The following is a 23,160-nucleotide window of genomic DNA, read 5'->3' as shown; positions in this document are numbered from 1 at the left end:
GAAGCTTGCGGTTTTCCGCATTTAAAACTGTGTTTTTCCGCAATTTAAAAAGGGGTTTTCACGGTAAAGGTTACTTTTTGTTTGGTTTTTGGGTGTGTAAACGTAATGCTTTCGGCGTGTAAGTGTAATCGGTTGGCTTTTTGTCCGTATAAATCATCGCCTATAATAGGCGTATGTAACCCTAAAGAGTGTGCAACGTGCATACGCAGTTGGTGTGTACGCCCCGTAATTGGATATAAATATACTTTAGTTTGGTGGTTAGTAACTTCGATAACTTCCCATTTCGTTACCGCAGGTTTCCCATGTTCGTAACATACTACTTGTTTGGGGCGGTCGTCTAAGTCTAGGCGTAACGGTAAGTTAATCGTACCACTATTTTCGGTTAACTCGCCATCTAACAAAGCTACATAGCGTTTTTGTACGGTTTTGTCTAAAAACTGTTTTTGTAAGGCTTGGTGTATGTTTTTGTTTTTGGCAACGAGCAAAATACCCGAGGTAGACATGTCGAGCCTGTGTACTAGTAAAGGTCCTGTAGCTTCGGGGTATTGTTGTTGTATGCGGCTATACACCGAGTCTTCAATTTCTTTTCCTGGAGCTGATAAAAACTCTGCAGGTTTGTTTACTATTAATAAGAACTCGTCTTCAAACACAATTTCGAGTTCTTTTTCGGTTTGTAATTCTGCGAGTAACGGATTTTCATCTACCTGTAAACCTTGTAACATGTGCGTTAAAATAGGTTTGCATTTTCCCGAGCAAGCAGGGTAGAAGTATTGGTGTTTTCGTACGGATGTAGTTACTGGTTTTCCCCACCAAAACTCTGCTATAGCAATAGGAGTGAGGTGGTGTAAAAAAGCGTATTGTAACAATTTGGGTGCGCAACAATCGCCCGCACCTGCCGGAATGTTTTGGTTAGAATCTTTAAAAATGTCTAATAAATTCTGTGTGCTTCCCTCAGCATTTAAAAATTGATATTGCTTAAATACTTCTTGTTGCACCCAAGCGGATTTTTGCTTTCGTTGCTTTTTTAAGGCATCAATTTGGGTTTGATAGACTTCAAATTGTTCTTGTAAGGGTAAAATTTTATCGTTTAAATACACTTCGTATTCACGTACATAAAACTCCTCGTTAATATTAAGTTGATTATCTGGGCTTTGTTCAAGTTTTCTTGCTTTGCGTCGCTTTTTTATTATCCGTTGTGCTTCTTTCAGTAAGGTATGATGCAGTTTTTGGGTTTTTGTAAACTGTTTTTTTAGCCGAAGATATTCTTTGTGAGTACTCAGTTCTTCAATTTGAAGATTGATTTGGTTGTTTTCATTTTCCGTTTTTCGAAAAACACCATTTTCATCCAACACATCAAAAACAGGTGGTACAAAGTATTTATGTTGTGTTTTTTCTGCTAATTTTCCAGAAAAAGCGGTTAAATACCCTAATTCTCCTGCAGAGTTTTGAACTACTAACACGCCAAACATTTTTCCTAAGGCATTTTCATCGTCAGGATTTTCAATTCCGAAGTTATGCTTAAAGTCCGTTTGGGTTTTTAAATATTCCTGTAATTCCTCCACCGCAACTTTAGCGAGTGGGTGAGGTGTGTAGTAAAACGGATAGGTGAATTTTTTGGGAAGTGGAATTCCGTTGATATCAGAAGAAAATTCAATGAGTTTTTTCATGCATGCACCTTAAGCTGGACAAAATTACGTGTTTTTATTTTGTCATTGCGAAAGAAATGTAGAGAAACAGGAGCAATCTGTTTACTTAGGAAAGGATTACTTCGTCGTGTCTCCTCGTAATGATGAATTGTATGTCATTGCGAATGAAGCACAGTGGAATGAAGCAATCTCTATATCGTAGCATTCAAAAAAATAAAAGGAACTAGTAATTAACAGATTACTTCGTCGTGTCTCCTCGTAATGATGAATTGTATGTCATTGCGAATGAAGCACAGTAGAATGAAGCAATCTCTATATTGTAGCAATCAAAAAAATAAAAGGAACTAGTAATTAACAGATTACTTCGTCGTGTCTTCTCGTAATGACGAATGAAAACGTTATTGCGAATGAAGCACAGTGGAATGAAGCAATCTCTATATCGTAGCAATCAAAAAAAATAAAAGGAACTAGTAATTAACAGATTACTTCGTCGTGTCTCCTCGTAATGACGAATGAGAACGTCATTGCGAATGAAGCACAGTGGAATGAAGTAATCTATTTATTTAGGAGGAGATTACTTCGCCGTTCTCCCTCGTAATGACGAGTAAGTAATAAAAAAACCGCTACAAATATGCAGCGGTTTTAAAATTATACTCTGTCGTACATTTTTTCGTACAAGTTGTTGTAAATCTCTTTGATTACTTTTCGTTTCATTTTCATGGTTGGGGTTAAATGACCACCATCAATACTCCACTCATCAGGCGTTAATTCGAAACGTTTAATTTGTTCCCACTTACCAAAATGCGTATTACATTCGGTAACTTCTTCTTGTATTCTTTCGATTACTTTCGCATTTGAAATAATTTCTGCGTTGGTATTAAAAGAAAGACCATGACGCTTAGCCCATTCTTTTACAAAGTCAAAATTAGGCTGAATTAAAGCAGTTGGCATTTTTTCTCCTTCACCTACTACCATAATTTGTTCAATAAAACGAGATTGTTTTAATCTGTCTTCTAGCAATGTTGGAATTACATATTTACCACCAGAGGTTTTAAACATTTCTTTAATACGTCCTGTAATTTTTAAGAACCCATCTACAACTTCTCCTTTATCACCAGTATGAAAATATCCGTTTTTAAGAACTTCGGCACTTTTTTCTGGATCTTTATAATACCCAACCATTACATTTGGTCCTTTTACTAAAATCTCATCGTTTTCGCCAATTTTTACTTCAACATCATCTAAAATTCTACCAACAGTACCAATTTTAAATCCACCATTACGTACGTCATTTACCGAAACAACAGGAGATGTTTCTGTTAATCCGTAACCTTCCATTACCGGCATACCCGAAGCAGCAAACACTCTAGCTAAACGAGGTTGTAAGGCAGCACTACCCGAAACCATTAATTTTAATTCTCCTCCTAAAGCTTCTTGCCATTTAGAGAAAATTAATTTACGTGCAACACCTAGTTGTTTTTCGTACCACCAACCGTTTGCTTTGTAAGGCTCATATTTTAAACCTAAATCGATTGCCCAAAAGAACAATTTTTTCTTAATACCTGTTAATTCAGCACCTTTTGCATAGATTTTATCGTAAATCTTTTCATACAAACGCGGTACAGCTGTCATTACGTTTGGTTTTATTTCTTGTGCGTTTTCGCTCAATTTATCAATAGATTCAGCAAAGTATGTAGATACACCACAATATTGATATAGGTATAAGATCATACGTTCAAAAATATGACATACCGGTAAAAAGCTTAAACCTCTGTCTTTCCCATAATCTAAAGGAACACGTTTTTCACTCGCTAATACGTTCGAAACAATATTACCGTGTGTTAACATTACACCTTTGGGTCTTCCTGTAGTACCTGAAGTATAAATTAAGGTTGCCAACGTATCTGAAGTCACCTCGCTTTTACGAGCTTCAACTTCGGCTTGGTTACTTTCGTCTTTACCTAATGCTAAAACTTCGTTCCAACTTTTTTCTCCTGCAATATCATCAAAAGTAAAAACACCTTTTAATTGTGTGTTTCCTTTAATTTGATTTAGTTTTTCAATAACCGCTTCATCAGAAACAAAACAATAGGTTGCTTCCGAATGGTTTAGAACATATTCGTAATCTTCTTTAGAAATAGTAGGATAAATGGGTACGTTTTGAGCACCTGTTTGTAGAATTCCGATATCACAAACATTCCATTCTGTACGGTTATTGGTAGAGATAATCGCGATTTTATCGTTAGGTTGAACTCCTAAACGCAATAAACCACGACTAATGGCGTTTGCTTGTTGTATATATTCTTTGGTAGAAATAGATTTCCATTCACCATTGTATTTTGTGATGAAGGCTTTTTCTAAATTATATTTTTCTAATTGATAATAAGGAAAGTCAAATAGACGTTTAATTTCAATCGACATATGTGGGTTTGTTTTGCGCCTTGCAAAATAGGAAAATTAAGTCATTTCCGCAAACAAATTATTACCTGTTGATTTATTGTGAGTTATAGATTTTGTCGTGTAAATATTGGTATTTATCAACAATAATTTTACGTTTCATTTTTAGGGTTGGTGTTAAATGTTCTGCTTCTACACTCCATTCATCTGGGGTGATTTCAAAACGTTTTATTTGTTCCCATTTTCCGAATCGTTTATTATAAAAATCGATTTCTTTTTGAATTCTTTGGATGAGTTTTTTATCTGTGCAAACATCCGTAATTTTATACTGATGACGTTTTGCCCATTCGTACACAAAATCAAAATGTAGTTGAATAATGGCTGCAGGCATTTTTTGGCCTTCGCCAATCACCAAAACGTGTTCTATAAAACGCGATTTTTTAATCTCTGCTTCAATAACCGAAGGCGCTATGTATTTTCCTCCAGAAGTCTTAAAGATTTCCTTTTTTCGATCGGTAATTTTTAAAAAACCTTCGCTGTCTAATTCTCCAATATCTCCTGTGTGTAGAAAACCGTTAATAATGGTTTGTTGGGTAAGCTCTGGTCTTTTATAATAGCCTTGCATAACATTAGTTCCTTTTACCAAAATCTCTCCGTCTTCAGCAATTTCAACTTTAACATTGTCTAAGATTTTACCTACGGTACCTATTTTAAATTTGTTGTTTCTCATGTCTGTTATTGAAACTGCAGGAGAAGTTTCTGTTAAACCATAGCCTTCAAAAACAGGAATTTTGGCAGCGGTAAAAACACGAACCAAACGATGTTGTAACGGAGCACTTCCTGCTAACATAAATTCCAAGTTACCACCCAAGGCTTCTCTCCATTTAGAAAAGACCAGCTTGTTGGCTATTTTTAATTTAAATTCGTACCACCATCCATTTTTACGATAGGGCTCAAATTGTTCACCAAGTGCAAGAGACCAAAAAAACATTTTCTTTTTAATCCCTGTTAAATTACTTCCTTTATCAACAATTTTATCGAATATTTTTTCTAAAAGCCTTGGTACCACTCCTATAAAATGAGGTTTTACCTCGCGTATGTTGTCTCCTATTTTCTCTATACTTTCTGCAAAATAAACTTCAAAGCCCATTTGCTGACAATAATAAGAGGCAGAACGCTCGAAAATATGGCAAATAGGTAAGTAGCTTAGCACACGTTTGTTATTTTGGTGTAAATCCATTCTTTTTGCAACGGCAAAAATATTATCAGCAATATTTTTGTGAGAAAGCATTACTCCTTTAGGAGTTCCTGTGGTACCTGAAGTGTAAATAATGGTGGCTAAATCTTCTGGTAAAACTTTACTTTTTAATTTTTCTACTTTAGGTTGAAAACTTTCTTCGTTTCCTAAACTTAACAAGGCATTCCAATCATAATCAGTATTGAGTTCTTCAAAAGAGAATACTTTTTTTATTTGTGTTTTATGCAGTATTGCATTTACTTTTTGCAGTAATTCATCATCTGAAACAATACAATACACGGCATCTGAATGATTTAAAATGTATTCATAATCTTTTTGAGAGAAAGTAGGGTAGAGCGGGACATTAATCGCTCCTATTTGTAGTACACCAATATCTAATAGATGCCATTTGGGTTGATTGTTTGATGTAATAACGGCAATTTTATCATTAGGTTGTACTCCTAAATTGAGTAAAGCACGACTAATTTTATTTGCTTGAGCTATGTACTGTTGTGTAGAAATGTTTTTCCAAACATTATTTTCTTTATAGATAAAACACTTTTCTTGAGAATAATTTGCCAATTGATAATAAGGGAAATCAAAAAGGCGGGTAATTTCAGATTTTTGCATGCTTTAAATCTAATAAAAAATCGGTTAAAATAAATTCTAACCGATTTTTCTAATAATAGAATTGATAAATCCCCTAATCTAATCTACTATGCATACTTAAAACGGAGATTACATTTGTATATTTTATGCGTTGTCTAAAATGTTTGTTAAAATTTCACATCCTTTTATAAGTTCTTTGTCACTTATGGTAAGTGGAGGTGTAATTCGTACAGCTCGTTTTTCATAGAGCAACCAAAACAAGATTAATCCATTCTCAAGGCAGTTTAAAATTACGTTATCTGCCATTTCTGGAGTTTCTAAAATTAAAGCAAGCATTAACCCTTTTCCTCTAATTTCTCTAATTTTAGGATGTTTTAAATGTTTTTTAATAAGTTGTTCTTTCCGCTTAGTTTCTTCTATTAAATTAGAAGAAAGAATTTCTTGTACGGTTGCTAAACCAGCAGCAGCAATAACCGGATGTCCACCAAAAGTTGTAATATGACCTAATTTCGGATTGTTCTTTAACGTGTTCATAATTTCGTAGGAAGAAATAAATGCGCCAATTGGCATTCCTCCTCCAAGTCCTTTACCTGTAATGATAATATCTGGAGTAACGTTGTAGTTTTCAAATCCCCAAAAAGTTCCTGTACGACCAATTCCTGTTTGAATTTCATCTAAAATTAAAAGAGCACCAACTTCTTCGCAGCGCTGTTTTATTTTTTGTAAATAGTTGTTGGTAGGCTCTATAAATCCACCACCACCTTGAATGGTTTCAAGAATAACTCCCGCAGTTTTGGTGGTTATTTTTGCTAAATCTGCTTCGTTGTTAAAGTGAATAAATCTTGATCCAGGAATTAACGGACGAAATGCACGGTTTTGCTCTTCGGCACCACAAATACTCATAGCACCCATAGTATTGCCATGATATGCATTGTTTCCAGCAATAATTTCTGCTCTTCCTGTGAATCGTTTTGCAAGTTTTAAAGCACCTTCGGTAGCTTCTGTACCAGAATTTACCAAATATACAGAAGATAAGCTCTCAGGTAGTGTAGCAGCTAAAGCTTTGCACAGTTCTAACTGTGGTTTTTGGATGAATTCTCCATACACCATTATGTGCGTGTACTTCTCTAATTGCTCGTTAATGGCTTTTTTTACCTTCGGATGATTATGACCTAAAGAGTTTGCGGATACTCCTGCTACAAAATCTAAATATTCTTTGCCAGAAGTACTGTAAATATAACTTCCATTTGCATGCGAAATTTCGATACCTAATGGGTGAGGAGTCGTTTGTCCTTGATATTTTAAAAAGTCACTTTTCACTATTCTCGTTTTAAACCAAAACCTTCTCTAGGTTTATTTTTTTCTTTTTTAATAGTTTCTTTATTGAAGTCCATTTTTGCTTTTTGAACATCTTTGTTTACTTTTTTAGACTTCTTTAAAACAGGTTTTTTATTGTCTTTAATAAAAATGTCCTCCATAGTTTTGGGTTGTTCGTCTTCACGCCAAATAAAACCTTTAAACTTTTTTTCTTCTTCAGGAAATTCTGAAGGAGGAAAGGTTTTTCCTTCGGTCTTTTTAAAGTATTTTGTTTGAATAATTTCATTGTTCTCTAAAGTAAATTCAATATCACTTGCGATTTCCTTCGTAATAGTTTCTAACTTTAGGGATTCTTCATTTCTGTTATAGTACAACGACTCTGCATTTCCTTTTATGAGCATTAAACTTAAATCGTTGTTTTTAAATTTCCCATACATATTTCTTCCTTTTATTTGATTGAAATTAGTTGGGTCTATAGAGTCCTTTTGAATCATAAACGCATCATTATATACAAATAAAGAATCTAATTTATTGGTTTCTTTGTTCGATAAAAATTGAATGCTATCTCCTGTAATTTGGTTTTTTCCTGACCATAAAACAGGGCTGTTAAACATACGTGTAAGCCCTGTAACTTGACTTGTATGAATAGAATCGCATTTACCTTGTAAATTAGACTTAAATATTTTTACATTATGAAAAGTTCTAACAATACGTTTTTCTGGTTCACCTGTAACTAAAATGGTGTCTCCGTGTACGTACATAGAATCTTTATCCATCACCGAAATGGCAACAGGTTTATCAACGATAAATAAGGAATCTTTTAACTCGAAAACTTCAGCATAATTACCTTTTATAATAAGGTTCTGTAAAGTGTCTACAACTTTAATTTTATGGTTTGCAGAAGCAAAGCCCTTACGTTTATCGTAATATAAACTATCTGCCTGTATCGTTTTTTCTTTTAAATATAGTTTTGCATTTTGTACAAAATAAGAAATATCTGTATTAGTATCGAAAAAACCGCGTTCAGCATAAATTCGAGTACTGTCTTTTAAATTAGTTACTGTTGATGGACCATAAATATAAGCTAGATTGGTATTGGTGTAATAATCTAAATGATCTGATTCTAACTTGTTATCAGGGTTTACTACAGTAACCTCAGACTTTGCTGAAAACTTTTTTTCGTTTAAAAAATAGGTTCCTGTATTACTTGTAAGTGTGTTTTTTGTATCACGAATAACACCTTTGGTTGGGTAGTATAAAAACTGCTCTTTTCTATGAAAGTACAACGTGTCTGTAGAAAGTTTCATGTCCTTATCAACAACTTCTACATTTCCCCAAGACTTTGCAATTTTTGTGTTTCCATAATAATTTGCAAAATCTGAGTATTGAATAATACTATCTCCTTGCTCAACAACAACTTCACCAACTGCTTGGAATTCGTTTCTTTCCTTATACAATAAAGCTCGCTTACAATCTAGGGTGGCACCTTCGTGTGCAATTTTCACATTCCCAATTAAAATAGTAGCTCCAGGAAATTTATCTTCATCTACCGTACTAATTTCAGCAGATAAAATGTTTATTCTCTTGGTTTGAGAGAAGTTTTGTAGGCTATAAAGACAAAGTAAAAAAAGAAATATTCTTTTCAAGATTTTAGGTTTAGAGCGACAAAAATAATGAAAAGAACATGCCAAATTTCTTAATCATTTAATAAATTATTCTTGTTTAAAGTTTTGTAAGGGATTTTAGTTGGCTAATTTTGCACAAAAGTTAAGAAAAACAATATATGAAAGGCCATTTTGATTTATCGCTAGAAGAAATGAAATCGTACGGTTATAAAATCGTTGATTTAATAGCAGAACATTGGGCAGCGATGGAAAATAAAAATCCAGTAGCTTCAGCAACTAGAAAAGAAATGGATACTATTTTTTTGCAAGAAGCCCCAGAAGAACCTACTTCTGCAAATGAAGTATTAGATTTTGTGATGAAAAACGTAATTCCTAATAGTAATGTAACTTCACATCCTAAATTTTATTCTTTTGTACCAGGTCCCAGTAATTTTATAAGCACGATGACGGATTCGCTGGCGACTGGGTTTAATATTTTTTCTGGAGGATGGATTGTTTCTCCGGCAGCTGCAGAATTAGAAATTGTAACCATGAATTGGCTCTTAAAAATGTATAATTTTCCTGTAAAACAAGGAGGAGGTATTTTTACAAGTGGAGGTTCTATGGCAAATTTAACTGCATTAGTAACAGCACGTAGAATTAAATGTGGCGATGATTTTTCGAAAGCGGTAATTTATTTATCAGACCAAGCACATTCGTCAAATATTAAAGCGATTCGTGTTTTAGGATTTAGAAAAGAACAAATAAGAATTATACCTACGGATTTTGAATTTAAAATTGGAATTAATAAGCTAAAGAACGCCATTGCTAAAGATAAATTAGAGGGTTTACAGCCCTTTTGTTTTATAGCCTCGGCAGGAACAACAAATACTGGAACTGTAGATCCTTTACATGATATTGCTGATATTTGTGAAGATGAAAATATGTGGTTTCATATTGATGGAGCTTACGGAGGTGCTGCTATATTATCTAAAAAAGGAGCTCGTGCTTTACGAGGCATAGATCGTGCAGATTCTTTAACAGTAGATCCTCATAAATGGTTTTATCAGCCTTATGAAATAGGGTGTTTATTAGTAAAAGATGCTTCTTGGTTAAGTAATACATTTAGCGAAAAACCAGAGTATTTAAGAGATATAGAAGGAAATGAGTCTGAAATTAATTTTTACGATTATGGTATCCAATTAACTAGAAGGTTTAGAGCTTTAAAGTTTTATATGTCTATTAAAACCTATGGATTAAAAACGTTTAAAGAAGCTGTTACTTATAATATTCAATTAACCGAGGATGTTGAACAACATTTAAGAAAGAGTAGAGAATGGGAAGTGGTTTCTCCGGCAACTTTAGCAGTAATTAATTTTAGATACAACCCAATAGGAGGGAACCTATCCGAAAAAGAAATTGATGCGATTAATCAGCAGATTTCTGAAAGAGTAATGCAATCAAAAAAAGCAGTATTGGTTACAACAATTCTTAATAAACAAGTAGTTCTTCGTATGTGTTTAATAAATCCTAAAACATCTATGAATGATGTGTTAGAAACATTACATCAATGTGAAACATACGGTCAAGAAATTCTAAAAAGTAAGTAATAAAAAAGGAGCTTTTAAAAGCTCCTTTTTTATTTTTATCGCAAAATAGTTTGTTTTCTATCTGGACCTACCGAAACGATTTTAACAGGCACGCCAGTTTCTTTTTCTATAAAAGCGACATAGTCCATTAAATTTTGTGGTAACTCATTCGCAGAGGTCATTTTTGTTAAGTCGTCTTTCCAACCTTTAAACTCTGTATAGTTTACCGAAACATTTTCTGGTTCTATATTATATGGTAAATGAGAAATTTCTTCTCCTTTATAATTATAAGAAGTACATATTTTTAAGGTGTTAAAACCAGAAAGAACATCTCCTTTCATCATCATTAATTGTGTAACACCATTTACATCAACAGCATATTTTAACGCAACTAAATCTAACCATCCACATCTACGAGGACGACCTGTGGTAGCTCCAAATTCATGACCAACTTTCGCCATTGTAGCTCCATCTTCGTCAAATAATTCTGTTGGAAATGGTCCTGATCCTACACGTGTTGTGTATGCTTTGAAAATACCGAAAACGTCACCAATCCTGTTAGGAGCAATACCTAAACCTGTACAAGCACCTGCAGCAGTTGTGTTGGAAGAGGTAACAAAAGGATACGTTCCAAAATCAATATCTAATAAAGAACCTTGCGCTCCTTCAGCTAAGATAGATTTTCCTTCTTTAATGGCACTGTTTAAGAATTCTTCAGAGTCTATAAATTGTAATGTTTTCAATTTTTTTACACCATTTAAAAATTCAGCTTCTAATTCTTTTAAATCGTAGTCGATCTGAACATCAAAGAAATTTAACATTTTTAAATGTTTTTCTGTTAAACTGTCATATCTCTCTTTCCAGTTATCTAATTCTAAATCTCCTACACGCATTCCGTTTCTACCTGTTTTGTCCATATAAGTAGGGCCAATTCCTTTTAAAGTAGAACCTATTTTTGCTTTTCCTTTAGAAGTTTCTGAAGCAGCATCTAATAAACGATGTGTTGGTAAAATTAAGTGAGCTTTTCTAGAAATTAATAAATTAGAGGTATAATCAATATTATGCTTATCTAAATTTTCTAACTCTTTTTTAAAGATAACAGGGTCAATAACGACTCCATTTCCTACAACGTTTAACGCTGTTTTATGAAAAATTCCTGAAGGAATTGTATGTAATACGTGTTTTGTGCCATCGAAAATCAAAGTATGACCCGCATTTGGTCCACCTTGAAAGCGTGCTATAATATCGTAATTTCTGGTGAGTACATCAACGATTTTTCCTTTCCCTTCATCGCCCCATTGCAAGCCGAGTAATAAATCTACTGCCATTTAGTGTATTGTTAAGTGTTTGTGTTGTGTTATTTAGTGTTTCGTTTTGTTCCGTAAAAATATAGAGAGTGGTTTTGAATGTCAATATCAAAAACATCTTCAATTGTTTTTTTGATAATTTGAATTCGAGGATCGCAAAATTCTTTTACTTCACCTGTGTCAGTTAAAATAACATGATCGTGGTTTTTATCGAAGTAACTTTTCTCATAACGAGCCATAGATTGTCCATCAAATTGATGCTTACGTACCAAACCACAGTCTAATAGTAAATCAATAGTGTTGTATAAGGTAGCTCTACTAACGCGGTAGTTTTTATTTTTCATTTTAATATACAAAGATTCTATATCAAAATGCTCTTCTGCATCGTAAATTTCCTGTAAAATAGCGTAACGCTCTGGTGTTTTACGGTGTTTTTTTTCTTCTAAAAAAGCAGTAAAAACTTTTTTTACGATTTCTTGATTTTCAACAGAACTACTCATTTTTTTTTAATTTTTGCGAACAAGCAAATTTACGGTTATTTATCAATAAAAAAAGCTTTAAAAAAAATGATGTTAGAAAGTGTTAACACGTTCTACTGTTAAGATTCCTTCTACTTTTTTAATTTTATTGATAATCTTGTTAAGTTGAGTGATGTTTTTGATAGTTAAAGAAAGTTTTCCATCAAAAATACCGTCATCTCCAGAGATATTGATACTGTTGATAAAAACATCCATATTACTAGAAATGATTTTAGTGATATTGTTAACAATTCCTTTATTATCAACTCCATTTAAATGTAAAATAACAGAAAATTCTTGTTTTGTAGAATCTATCCACTTTGCTTTAATTATTCGGTAAGCGTAGTTAGATTGTAAAGAAATAGCGTTTGGACAGTTGGTTTTGTGTACTTTAATACCATCATTAACAGTAATGAACCCAAAAACGGCATCACCAGCTATTGGTTTACAACATTGCGCAAGAGAATAGTCTAATTTTTCTTCCTCTTTACCAAAAACTAAAGCATCGTATTTGTTTGTTATTTCTTCCTTATCGGTAATACCTTTTGATGAATTTTTTCGGAAAGGGTTTCTAAAAAAATTCATTAAAGTACTACTACGTTGGTTAACAAACTCTTTGAGCTGAGTATTGTCTATAGCGCCATTACCCATTCTGTAAAACAAATCAAAACTTGTTTTAAGATTAAAATAAGCGGCAATTTCGTGTACTATTTTTTCGTCATAATTAATTTTTAAATGACGTAATTTTCGTGCTAAAATAGCTTTACCTTCTTCGGCTATACTTTTTTCTTCTGCTTTTAATGCAGATTTAATTTTAGCTCTCGCACGAGCCGTAATTACAAAATCAAGCCAGCGCACATTAGGTTTATTAATTGCAGATGTTAAAACATCAACCTGATCCCCACTTTTAAGTTCATAACTCAGAGGAACCAATTTTCCGTTAACTTTTGCACCACGACATTTTAAACCAACATCGGTGTGTACAGCAAAAGCAAAGTCTAAAGCAGAAGCACCTTTAGGTAAAGATTTTAAATCTCCTTTAGGAGTGAAGACATATATTTCTTTGGCATATAAATTTAGTTTAAAATCTTCAACAAAATCAACAGCGTCTAAACTATGATTTTCTAATGTTTCTTTAAGTCGGTTCAACCAGCTTTCTAGACCGCTTTCTTGAACATTTCCTTGTTTGTATTTAAAATGTGCGGCATATCCTTTTTCAGCAATTTCGTCCATTCTTTGAGAACGAATTTGCACTTCTACCCATTTAGCTTCCGGACCAATTACAGTAATGTGTAACGCTTCATATCCTGTTGATTTCGGCTGTGAAATCCAATCGCGAAGACGTGCAGGGTTGGGTTTAAAGAAATCGGTAACAATTGAATATATTTTCCAAGCATCAAATTTTTCATCTTCAGATGTTGGTTCGTAAATAATACGAATAGCAAATTTATCATAGACTTCATCAAAAGAAACATTTTGCTTTCGCATTTTTCTTCGGATGGAAAAGATTGATTTAAAACGACCTTTAATTTCGTATTTAAAATCTTCACTATCGAGTGCTTTTTTTAAAGTGCCTGTAAAGCTGTCTATATATTTTTGTTGTTCTTCTTTACTTTCTTTTATTTTAAGTAAAATATCGTTATAAACATCAGGCTCAGTGTATTTTAAGCCCAAGTCTTCTAATTCGGTTTTGATGTTGTATAAGCCCAAACGATGAGCGAGTGGTGCGTAAATGTATAATGTTTCTGATGCTATTTTTACTTGTTTGTGTGGAGGCATAGCATCCATCGTTTGCATATTGTGTAATCTATCTGCAATTTTGATTAGAATTACACGAACATCGTCATTAAGTGTTAATAACATTTTACGGAAGTTTTCCGCTTGTATAGAGTAATCCTGCTCCTTTTTTAAGTTAGATATTTTGGTAAGTCCACTAACAATTCTAGCTACGGTTTCACCAAACAAGCGTTCCATATCGTCGATAGTGTAATGAGTATCTTCAACAACATCGTGTAAAAGAGCCGCAGCAATAGAGGTTGCCCCCAGACCAATTTCATAGGCAACAATTTTAGCAACAGCGATAGGATGAAAAATATAAGGCTCACCTGTTTTTCTTCGCTGATCGGAATGTGCCTCTACAGCGACTTCAAAAGCCTTACGTATCATTTTTTTATCGTCTTCAGACAACGTTTGATACGATCCTTTCAGCAAATCTTTATAACGATTTGCAATCTCCTTATTTTCTTCTTCTATCGTAGCTGTATACTCCATGTAACAATCCCTCTTTTTAAAACCAGTATAATAGTGAAATTACTATAAAGAATTGTAATGAGCAAGTTTTTTGTATGTATAGTAAAGTTTTATTATTAAAGGTAAAAATTATTGATTTTTTTACAGAATTATGTCTAATTAAATAAAAAAATATTTTAGTCTTCAGCTAAAATTTAAACTGGTATTACCTATTTTCTTCAAAATTTGAGATAAATCAGTGGTTTCTATTTTAGATTCACCATTTTTTCATTTTATAAGCAGCATCCCAAAAATTAAATTCTAAATGGGAGGCGGTAATAAAAGCTTCTGTCATTGCTTGTCTGTTTGCTTTTGTAGAATTTTCAGCAACACGATCACATATCTCAATAGCTTTTTGTACACTTATTTCAAACTCTTCACCTGCATAGGTATCAATCCATTTTTGATAAGGGTTATTTTTTGATTTTTGATTTTTAAAAATGTATTCACCGACTTTCTTATATATCCAAAAACAGGGTAATACTGTTGCTATTGCTACTTCAATAGGTGCTAGTGCAGCATTACATTTTACATAGTGAACATAATGATGACAAGCAGGCTCCATTTTACCTTTATCTCTTATGCCAAAATCTTTGAAATACACTTCGTGCAATGCACTTTCAACTACAATTGCTGTCTCCGCAAAACGAATAAAAGACAGAGAGTCGTTTACATCTGTAGTCTTAGCAGCTATTAAAGCTAAAGCTTTTCCGAAATGTTCGAGATACCCCGCATCTTGCATCATATAAAATTGAAATTTTTCCATTGGTAAGGTTCCATTCATTAATTCAGTGATAAATGGCATTTCAATAATAGATTGATAAATAGGGTTTATTTTTTTCCAAGTTTGTTTAGACCAAGTCATTTTTGATAAGTTTTTGTGGATTAAAAAAGTGATTGAGAGGACCGTTTCCTTTTCCTATTAAAACGTTTTTCCCATTTTCAATAGCCTGATGGACGAATGTTTGTCCTAATGAAACAGCTTCTAATAAGTCTTTGCCTTGAGCTAAATAGCTAGCAATGGCGGAAGACAAAGTACAACCGGAACCATGGGTGTTATTAGTGTTAAATTTTGTAAATTCAAAAGGATGTACTTTTCCTTCACTATCAAAATAAAGAGAAGTAATAATAGGTAAATCTAAATGGCCGCCTTTTAGTAAAAGAGACTTACAACCTAATTTTAAAATCTTTTCTCCAGCGATATACATATCGTCTAAAGTATTGATTTCCATTTGAGCTAATATGCTAGCTTCATCCATATTAGGTGTTATGATTTTTACAACAGGGAATAATTGCTCAATAATTTTAGTGATAGTTTGATCTTCTATTAATTTATGACCACTTGTAGCTACCATAACAGGATCAAAAACAATATTTGTTTTTGGGTATTGTAATAACGTAGTAACAATAGTTTCTACCATTTCATTGGAGTGTACCATTCCTATTTTTATAGCATCAGGAAATATATCATCCAAAATAGCTTCTATTTGTTCTTTAACAGCAAGAGGAGGAATAGGAAAAATATTTCTTACACCTTGAGTACTTTGGACAGGTAATGCTGTTAAAACTGAGGTAGCAAAACATCCCAAAGCTGAAAAAGTTTTGATATCAGCTTGAATTCCTGCACCACCGCTTCCGTCAAATCCGGCAATAGTTAATACTGTAGGATATGTGTAGTTCTTTACAATCATTTTAATTTTTTTTTGAGTTCGTACGCTGCTTTTTGTGGATTTTCAGAAGAACAAATGGAAGAAACTACTGCAATGCAATTAGCTCCAGCTTTTGTAACAATTTCTGAATTGTCTATTTTTATATTACCAATTGCAACCAAAGGTTTACGAGTAAGGTCTCTGATTTTTTTTATACCATTAACGCCCCATTCGGTTACAGTATCTGTTTTGGTAGTGGTGTTAAAAATAGGACTGATACCTAAGTAATCAGATACTTCAGTTTCTTTGTTTTGTAATTGTTCTATATATTCAATTGAATAACCCAAGCATTGGCATTCTTTCCATTGCCTACGAATTTCGGTAGGTGATATATCATTATTGCCCACGTGAATTCCAAAAGCATTAATCTTTGAGGCTACTTCTAAATTATCATTTATGATTAAAGGGATATTATAGTTGTCCGTAATCTCTTTTATTCGATATGCTTTCTCAAAATAAGCTTTCGTTGAAATATCTTTTTCCCTTAGTTGAATAATATCCACACCACCCAGAATGGCTTGTTCAGCAACTTCTAAATAGTTTTTGTTTTTGCAACTTGCTTCTGAAACAACCAAATATAATTGATAGGGAAATAGAGGATGTTTAGGCATTATGTTTCATTTTTAAATGCTTCACGAATTCAGCTTCCGTAATATTATATAGTTTATCTAAAAGGTTTACTTGGAGGCTTCCTGGTCCAGAACTATTTTCAGCGGCCAATTCTCCACAGACACTAAACAACGAATTTGCAGCAACAACAGCTTCCAATTTATTTTCAATGGCAGCAATAAAAGCCCCTATAACCGCTGTTGAAGAGCAACCTAAACCAGTAACTTTGGTCATTAAAGAATTACCATTATCTATGGAAATGATTTGGTTTTCTGATACAATAAAATCTGTTGCTCCAGAAATACAGACTATTGTATTATATTTTTGCTGTATAAACTTAGCTGCGTCAAGAGCAGCTTCACTTTGAGCAGTACTATCTACTCCTTTAGTAATCGTACTATTAGCTTTGGCAAGAGCCAGTATTTCGGAGGCATTTCCACGAATAATTGTTGGCTTGTAGTTTAATAGTTCAGATAAAGTTTCATTACGAAAAGTGGTCGCACCAGCACCCACAGGATCTAAAATCCAAGGTTTTTTTAATTGATGAGCCTTTTGAGCAACAAGTTTCATTGAGGTAACCCAATACTCGTCTAAAGTTCCAATATTAATAACAAAAGATTGGCAGAGTTTTACCATTTCTTCTATTTCAGAATGAGCGTGTGCCATTATGGGCGAAGCGCCGACAGCAAGTAAAGCATTAGCAGTGTTGTTCATCACTACAAAATTTGTAATGTTATGAACTAGGGGAAAAGTTTGTTTTACGGTTTGAACGTGATTCCAAAGAATTTTTTCCATTAAATATTTTATTAAAAATTAATGGCTAAAGAAGATTTCTTTGAAATATAAAGTCACAGCAAAACACACAAAAAGTATTTTGCTTGCTTTTCCCTACGCCGGTGTTAACCGAATCAGGTTCAAAGGGACTGTCTCAATTCTTTTCAGAATACCCCTAAAGCCGTTGTAAATATATAGAAAAATAAATTTAAAGAAGGCATATTTAAAAGGATTAACTTAATATTCAATCTATATTTTGGAGGATGAAATTTATTTAGAGTAGAAGAGAGTCTTTTTATTGATAATAAGTAGTATGTTTTAGTTTAGATTATCTACTTTATGTGTAAATTAGATTTTAAAATCACGTTGCCTTTTAGCTTCAAAAACCACGATAGCACATGCTACTGAAACATTCATAGAATCTATTTCACCTTGCATGGGTATGTTTATGTTTTGTGTAGCTTTTTCTCTCCAAATTGGTGATAATCCAGTAGCTTCAGTACCTACAACAATAGCAGTAGGTTTTGTATAATCTTCTTTATGGTATTCGTTAGAGTTTTGTAAAGTAGCACTATAAATATTAATCTTGTTAGCTTGTAAAAATTCAATAATTTCTTCAGATGTACCTACAGCAATTTGATTGGTAAATATGCAGCCTACACTAGAACGTATAATATTTGGATTGTACATATCTGATTTCGCATCTGCAATAAATACAGCATCTATTTTGGCGGCGTCTGCAGTACGTAACATAGCACCAATGTTTCCTGGTTTTTCGATACCTTCCATCACCAAAACTAAGGGGCTTTTTGTTGAAAATTGAATGTTTTTTAAGGAAAAATCTTTAGCTTTTACGACCGCAATAATGCCTTCAGTAGAATCGCGATAGGCTAGTTTTTGATACACTTCTTTGGTAATCTCAATACGAGAAACGGCCTTCGGTATTAAGCTTTGCAATTCATCTTCAGCAAAAATATCAGCAACAAATAAAATTGTGTCAATTTCATAATTTCCTTTTAAAATTAGTGAAATTTCACGTTGTCCTTCTACTAAAAAAAGGCTTGTTTTTCTACGTTCTCTTGATTTCTCTTGTAGTTTTAACAAGTCTTTGATATATCCGTTTTGAATGCTGGTGATTTTTTTCATATTTCAGCAAAAATACCTAATTTTAAAGTGCTAAAAATAAAAAAGCCCGGGAATTTCCCGAGCTTTTTAGACTTATTGATTTTTGTATTTATTGGAATATCGTTTCCAAAGTTTTGTTTGATGTGTTTCTAAACTCAGTTTTCTACCTTGAATAAATGCATCAGTAAGTTTATTGGTTCGCATATCTAAGGCATCTCCTTCCGATATAAATAGCGTAGCGTCTTTACCAACTTCTAAAGCACCTACTTTATCATCAATCCCTAATATTTTGGCATTATTTAGAGTGATTAACTTTAAAGCTTCTTCTTTATCTAATCCATAAGCGGCATAGGTACCAGCGTAAAAAGGTAAATTACGAGCAGACATACGCTCCATATCACCTTCCATACCTAAACCAACTAAAATACCTGCATCGGTTAAAATTTTAGCATTTCGAAAAGGCAAATCGTAATCTTCATCTTCATTACTTGGTAAACGATGTGCACGCTCTATAATTACAGGAATATTATTGGCTTTTAAAATAGTTGCAACCTTTTCAGCTTCTTCCCCATGAACGATAACCATATTAGTAATACCTACTGATTTAAATAAATCGATTGCATCTATAATCGATTTTTTACCATTAACATGAATAAATATTTTTTGACTTTTATTGAATAAGTTTTGAACTGATTCGTAGGGTAAATTCTTCGGAGTTCTATTTCCTGATAAATAACGTTTTGCATCCTCAAAATACTCTTTAATTGCTGTTACTTCTTCTGCGTATTTTTTATTAGGTTTTAAACCAGGATCTTCTCCTAACCACCAACGTCCTCGAGAAAAAGTATTAGGCCAATTAATATGAATACCATCGTCTAATTTTACAGCAGCATCTTCCCAGTTCCAAGCATCAAACTGAACAACAGAAGAAGTCCCCGAAACGGTACCACCACGAGGCGTAATTTGTGCCGTAAAGACTCCGTTTGGTCTCATACTTTCAATTACTTTACTTTCTGTATTGTAAGCTATAATACTACGAATGTGAGGAAGCATTGTACCTACTTCATCAAAATCGCGAGTAGCACGTACGGCGTCAATTTCAGCTAAACCAAGAGAGGTGTTTGTAGCAATAAAACCAGGATAGACATGTTTTCCTTTTGCGTTTATAACGGTTCCTTTTCGTGCAATTTTCATATTCGCATTTCCAACAAAGGAAATTTTTCCATTAGAAAACATAATAAGTGAATTTTCGATCACTTGTCCATTTCCTAAATGTGCAGTTCCTCCTTCAATAGTGTAATCGTTTGTTTGTTTGGGTGCTGGTGTTTGCTGTGCAAAACTATTTCCTAAGAATAAGAAACAAACCAAGCTATATAAAAATTGTTTTTTCATTGTTGTAAATTTTGAGTTCTTATTCGGTGTCACAGTGAAATAATTTATGTTCTTTTTTAGTGGGTGCTTGTGTTTCAGCACCGCCTAATTTTTCTTGTAACATCATTTCAATCAATTTCGCTCGTTCAGCTTTTATTTCTTTTCTTTTTTGTCGTTCTTTTTCAATATCAAAATAAATAGCTCCGTCAATGATTGTTTTTTCTGCTTTAGAATAGATAGACAGCGGATTTCCACTCCAAACTACTATATCTGCATCTTTTCCAGTTTTAATACTACCAGTTCTATCATCAATATGTAATAATTTGGCAGGATTAATAGTTACCATTCTCCAAGCTTCTTGTTCAGTTAAATCTCCATATTTCATGGTTTTTGCGGCTTCTTGGTTTAATCTACGAGACATTTCAGCATCATCAGAATTAATAGCAACCGTAATTCCTTGATTATGCATAATGGCAGCATTATAAGGGATTGCGTCGTTTACTTCATATTTATAAGCCCACCAATCTGAGAAAGTAGAACCACCAACACCGTGTTGCTTCATTTTATCAGCGACCTTATAGCCTTCTAAAATGTGTGTGAATGTATTAATATTAAAATTAAATTTTTCAGCGACTTTCATCAACATGTTAATTTCCGACTGCACATAAGAGTGACAAGAAATAAAACGTTCTTTGTTAATAATTTCTGCTAAAGCTTCTAATTCTAAATCTTTTCGGTACGATTTACCACTTTTCTTTAAGGCATCATATTCTTTAGCACGTTGGAAGTAATCGGTATATACTTGCTCAACACCCATACGAGTTTGTGGAAAACGAATGGTATTACTATCTCCCCAATTAGATTGTTTTACGTTTTCACCCAACGCAAATTTGATAAACTTTGGAGAGTTTTTGTAAATTAAATTGTCAGCATTTTCTCCCCATTTTAGTTTGATGATTGCTGAACGACCACCAATAGGATTGGCAGATCCGTGTAAAATTTGAATCGAAGTTACACCTCCAGCCAAATTTCTGTAGATATTAATATCATCGGGATTTACTACATCTTCAATAGTAACTTCTGCTGTTGAGTTATGACCCGCTTCATTTACGGCAGAAGTTGCAATATGAGAATGTTCATCTATAATACCTGCAGTTAGATATTTATCTGTTCCATCAATAACTGTAGCACCTCTTGTAGATAAGTTTTTGCCGATTTGTGAAATTTTACCATCTTTTAATAAAACATCTGTATTTTTTAAAACCTGATTATTTTCACTCGTCCAAACTGTTGCATTTTTGATTAATATAGTTTGTTTTTGAGGTTTTGTATAATTACCATACCCAATGTTAGGATAACTTACAGGTTGTATGACTAGTTTTTTATCATTAGACTTTTTATCATCTTTTTTCTTGTCATCAGATTTTTTAACTTTTTTAGAAGCAGACCAACTAATATCATTACCCAAATTGTCTTTACCTGCACCTTGCATTGCGTTTGAGGCATTGATAATTTTTCCTGCTAAACGTAAGAATTGATCATTATCGTTAATTGTTAATTGTACCCAGTCGTCTTTAAATGAAAAGTCAGATTTTAATTTCTTTTCACCGAATTTGACACTTCCTTTTTGTTTATCACCTTTACCAGAAATGGTTAAATCGTACGTTTTCCCATTAACCGCAACCATATAATCTCCTGTTAAATCTTTAATATCTTTAGAGTTTATTACATTTTGATCACCTTGTGTCCAGTTTTCGTAAATAGTTGTTTTGCTATCAAAAATGTCTCCGGAAGTGATTAGGAAGTTGGCATAACTTCCAACATTTAAGTTTCCAACATTAGATTTACCTATTATTTGAGCAGGAATCGTAGTAAGTGCTTCTAAAGCTTTGGTTTTATCCAAACCATGTTTAATAGCCTTTTGGATGTTTTTATTAAAATCTTTAGTTGATTTTAAATCGCGTGTAGTGAATGCGAAAGTGATTCCGTTTTTTGCTAAAATAGAAGGATTAGAAGGCTCTTGATTCCATTGTCTCATATCGTGTAATGAAATTTTATCTGCTAAAAATTGATCGCTAACATCGTATGCTTTTCTAAAATTAACAGGAAGTATAAATTTTGCATTGGTGTTTTTTATTTCCTCAATGCGTTCGTATTCATTACCACCTCCTAAAATAGTGTATTGAATTCCGAATTCATCTCCAACTTTATCTGCACGTAAGGCATCTAAATAGTTACCTGTATTAAAAATTTGAGGTAAGGTTTTGTTTTTATTCAAAGCTTCTAATGCTAAATCGGTGTTTTTTGCATTCCCGTTAGCATACCAATCAGCATCCATGTAAGTTTGACGTAATAAAGCCATTGCACCCATACGAGATGTAGGGTAGGACTGATTGGATTTTTTACTTTTGTTGAATGATAAATAATTACCAGATTTTTTATCTAAAATTCTATAGCCGTCTGAAGAATTGGGATTTAGTGCAACTAAAATTCCATTTCCCTGCATAATTCCATCTTCCACATGTGTGTTTACGACCCCGAAACCAGCTTCTAAAAGCTCTTTTGCTTTTTTGTTGTCGAATGAAAACTCCGTAGCTGCATTAACATCTGGACGAATATGATCGTTCCAATAATATCCTTTTCTACTAGCATCGTATTGTGGACGACGACTTGAATTTTGTTCTCTTTTTGGTGATTGAATACCAAAAGAATTGTATATATCGATAAAAGAAGGGTATATGGTTTTATCTTTCAAATCAACCACTTCAGCGTCATTAGGAATTGAAATACGTTTACCTATACTAACAACTTTACCATCTTTTATAAGTAGTGTTCCTTTTTTTATAATGTTAGTAGCAGTAACATAAATGGTAGCATTGGTAAATGCAACAGAGGTGTTTTTTGAGGTTTTTACTCCTGTATTTGTTGGGAAATATTCTTGCGAATAGATTACTGATACGCTAAAAAAGAGGAGTATTAGTATTTTTTTCATTGTAGTATAATTGAATTAATCATTAAAAATATTTAATAATAGTGGATTAACGGTTTCTTTAACATAA

At 33.1% G+C, this 23,160-nt stretch carries 16 protein-coding genes and 1 riboswitch; of the genes, 1 reads left to right on the top strand and 15 read right to left on the bottom strand.

Translation table 11 applies throughout. The features are described from left to right. Positions 1–44: 44 nt before the first annotated feature. The 5 genes from C7447_RS08060 to C7447_RS08040 form a co-directional block, all read right to left on the bottom strand. Positions 45–1,667: an RluA family pseudouridine synthase gene (locus tag C7447_RS08060; protein WP_148869999.1), complete on the bottom strand. Its 1,623-nt coding sequence runs from the start codon at positions 1,665–1,667 to the stop codon at positions 45–47. 627 nt (positions 1,668–2,294) lie between these two features. Next, entirely contained in the window at positions 2,295–4,067 is a 1,773-nt protein-coding gene (locus tag C7447_RS08055) for an AMP-dependent synthetase/ligase (RefSeq protein ID WP_148869998.1), read from the bottom strand. Between the two features lie 73 nt (positions 4,068–4,140). Next, the gene (locus tag C7447_RS08050) at positions 4,141–5,910 is read right to left on the bottom strand and encodes an AMP-dependent synthetase/ligase (RefSeq protein WP_148869997.1); all 1,770 of its coding nucleotides are present in this window, start codon (positions 5,908–5,910) and stop codon (positions 4,141–4,143) included. Positions 5,911–6,033: 123 nt separating this feature from the next. Then, positions 6,034–7,209, bottom strand: coding sequence for an aspartate aminotransferase family protein (locus C7447_RS08045; protein WP_148869996.1), 1,176 nt, complete (start codon positions 7,207–7,209; stop codon positions 6,034–6,036). Further along, on the bottom strand, positions 7,209–8,852 hold the full coding sequence (locus C7447_RS08040) for an OstA-like protein (RefSeq protein ID WP_148869995.1): 1,644 nt from the start codon (positions 8,850–8,852) through the stop codon (positions 7,209–7,211). Before C7447_RS08040 ends, C7447_RS08045 begins: the two co-directional genes overlap by 1 nt. A 137-nt stretch (positions 8,853–8,989) precedes the next feature. Between C7447_RS08040 and C7447_RS08035 the strand changes: the two genes are divergently transcribed. Further along, positions 8,990–10,420: a pyridoxal phosphate-dependent decarboxylase family protein gene (locus C7447_RS08035; protein ID WP_148869994.1), complete on the top strand. Its 1,431-nt coding sequence runs from the start codon at positions 8,990–8,992 to the stop codon at positions 10,418–10,420. Positions 10,421–10,455: 35 nt separating this feature from the next. Here C7447_RS08035 and C7447_RS08030 read toward each other — a convergent pair whose 3' ends face one another. The 10 genes from C7447_RS08030 to C7447_RS07985 form a co-directional block, all read right to left on the bottom strand. Next, a complete protein-coding gene (locus C7447_RS08030; protein ID WP_148869993.1) occupies positions 10,456–11,727 on the bottom strand; it encodes an adenylosuccinate synthase in 1,272 nt (423 codons plus the stop codon). Between the two features lie 29 nt (positions 11,728–11,756). After that, positions 11,757–12,206 carry a Fur family transcriptional regulator gene (locus C7447_RS08025; RefSeq protein ID WP_148869992.1) on the bottom strand — a complete coding sequence of 150 codons (450 nt, stop codon included), beginning with the start codon at positions 12,204–12,206 and terminating at the stop codon, positions 11,757–11,759. 72 nt (positions 12,207–12,278) lie between these two features. Then, complete coding sequence (locus C7447_RS08020) at positions 12,279–14,495, bottom strand: RelA/SpoT family protein (protein WP_148869991.1); 2,217 nt, start codon at positions 14,493–14,495, stop codon at positions 12,279–12,281. 235 nt (positions 14,496–14,730) lie between these two features. Then, entirely contained in the window at positions 14,731–15,378 is a 648-nt protein-coding gene (gene tenA / locus C7447_RS08015; protein WP_148869990.1) for a thiaminase II, read from the bottom strand. Then, positions 15,365–16,204, bottom strand: a complete 840-nt coding sequence (gene thiD / locus C7447_RS08010; RefSeq protein ID WP_148869989.1) for a bifunctional hydroxymethylpyrimidine kinase/phosphomethylpyrimidine kinase — start codon at positions 16,202–16,204, stop codon at positions 15,365–15,367. Before thiD ends, tenA begins: the two co-directional genes overlap by 14 nt. Then, positions 16,201–16,833, bottom strand: a complete 633-nt coding sequence (gene thiE / locus C7447_RS08005; protein WP_148869988.1) for a thiamine phosphate synthase — start codon at positions 16,831–16,833, stop codon at positions 16,201–16,203. The genes thiD and thiE overlap by 4 nt, the downstream gene beginning before the upstream one ends. Continuing rightward, positions 16,826–17,626 (bottom strand): hydroxyethylthiazole kinase, encoded by an 801-nt coding sequence (thiM, locus tag C7447_RS08000; protein WP_148869987.1) that lies wholly within the window; start codon positions 17,624–17,626, stop codon positions 16,826–16,828. The genes thiE and thiM overlap by 8 nt, the downstream gene beginning before the upstream one ends. 73 nt (positions 17,627–17,699) lie before the next feature. Next, positions 17,700–17,792: riboswitch (TPP riboswitch) on the bottom strand. A 161-nt stretch (positions 17,793–17,953) separates the two neighbouring features. Further along, positions 17,954–18,751, bottom strand: a complete 798-nt coding sequence (locus C7447_RS07995; RefSeq protein WP_148869986.1) for a TrmH family RNA methyltransferase — start codon at positions 18,749–18,751, stop codon at positions 17,954–17,956. Positions 18,752–18,823: 72 nt separating this feature from the next. Next, entirely contained in the window at positions 18,824–20,122 is a 1,299-nt protein-coding gene (locus C7447_RS07990; RefSeq protein ID WP_148869985.1) for an amidohydrolase family protein, read from the bottom strand. A gap of 19 nt (positions 20,123–20,141) precedes the next feature. Next, positions 20,142–23,093: an amidohydrolase family protein gene (locus tag C7447_RS07985; RefSeq protein WP_148869984.1), complete on the bottom strand. Its 2,952-nt coding sequence runs from the start codon at positions 23,091–23,093 to the stop codon at positions 20,142–20,144. Positions 23,094–23,160: the final 67 nt, after the last annotated feature.

It is taken from the genome of Tenacibaculum adriaticum (assembly GCF_008124875.1).
Classification (GTDB): Bacteria; Bacteroidota; Bacteroidia; order Flavobacteriales; family Flavobacteriaceae; genus Polaribacter; species Polaribacter adriaticus.
This window is presented reverse-complemented; position numbering and strand designations above follow the sequence as displayed.

Excerpts from the sequence above, each read along its gene's own strand:
- C7447_RS07990 (WP_148869985.1), bottom strand. The coding sequence starts at position 20,122 with ATGAAAAAACAATTTTTATATAGCTTGGTTTGTTTCTTATTCTTAGGA.
- tenA (WP_148869990.1), bottom strand. The coding sequence starts at position 15,378 with ATGACTTGGTCTAAACAAACTTGGAAAAAAATAAACCCTATTTATCAA.
- C7447_RS08030 (WP_148869993.1), bottom strand. The coding sequence starts at position 11,727 with ATGGCAGTAGATTTATTACTCGGCTTGCAATGGGGCGATGAAGGGAAA.
- thiE (WP_148869988.1), bottom strand. The coding sequence starts at position 16,833 with ATGCCTAAACATCCTCTATTTCCCTATCAATTATATTTGGTTGTTTCA.
- C7447_RS08025 (WP_148869992.1), bottom strand. The coding sequence starts at position 12,206 with ATGAGTAGTTCTGTTGAAAATCAAGAAATCGTAAAAAAAGTTTTTACT.
- C7447_RS07985 (WP_148869984.1), bottom strand. The coding sequence starts at position 23,093 with ATGAAAAAAATACTAATACTCCTCTTTTTTAGCGTATCAGTAATCTAT.
- C7447_RS08055 (WP_148869998.1), bottom strand. The coding sequence starts at position 4,067 with ATGTCGATTGAAATTAAACGTCTATTTGACTTTCCTTATTATCAATTA.
- C7447_RS08060 (WP_148869999.1), bottom strand. The coding sequence starts at position 1,667 with ATGAAAAAACTCATTGAATTTTCTTCTGATATCAACGGAATTCCACTT.
- thiM (WP_148869987.1), bottom strand. The coding sequence starts at position 17,626 with ATGGAAAAAATTCTTTGGAATCACGTTCAAACCGTAAAACAAACTTTT.
- C7447_RS08035 (WP_148869994.1), top strand. The coding sequence starts at position 8,990 with ATGAAAGGCCATTTTGATTTATCGCTAGAAGAAATGAAATCGTACGGT.
- C7447_RS08020 (WP_148869991.1), bottom strand. The coding sequence starts at position 14,495 with ATGGAGTATACAGCTACGATAGAAGAAGAAAATAAGGAGATTGCAAAT.
- C7447_RS07995 (WP_148869986.1), bottom strand. The coding sequence starts at position 18,751 with ATGAAAAAAATCACCAGCATTCAAAACGGATATATCAAAGACTTGTTA.
- thiD (WP_148869989.1), bottom strand. The coding sequence starts at position 16,204 with ATGATTGTAAAGAACTACACATATCCTACAGTATTAACTATTGCCGGA.
- C7447_RS08050 (WP_148869997.1), bottom strand. The coding sequence starts at position 5,910 with ATGCAAAAATCTGAAATTACCCGCCTTTTTGATTTCCCTTATTATCAA.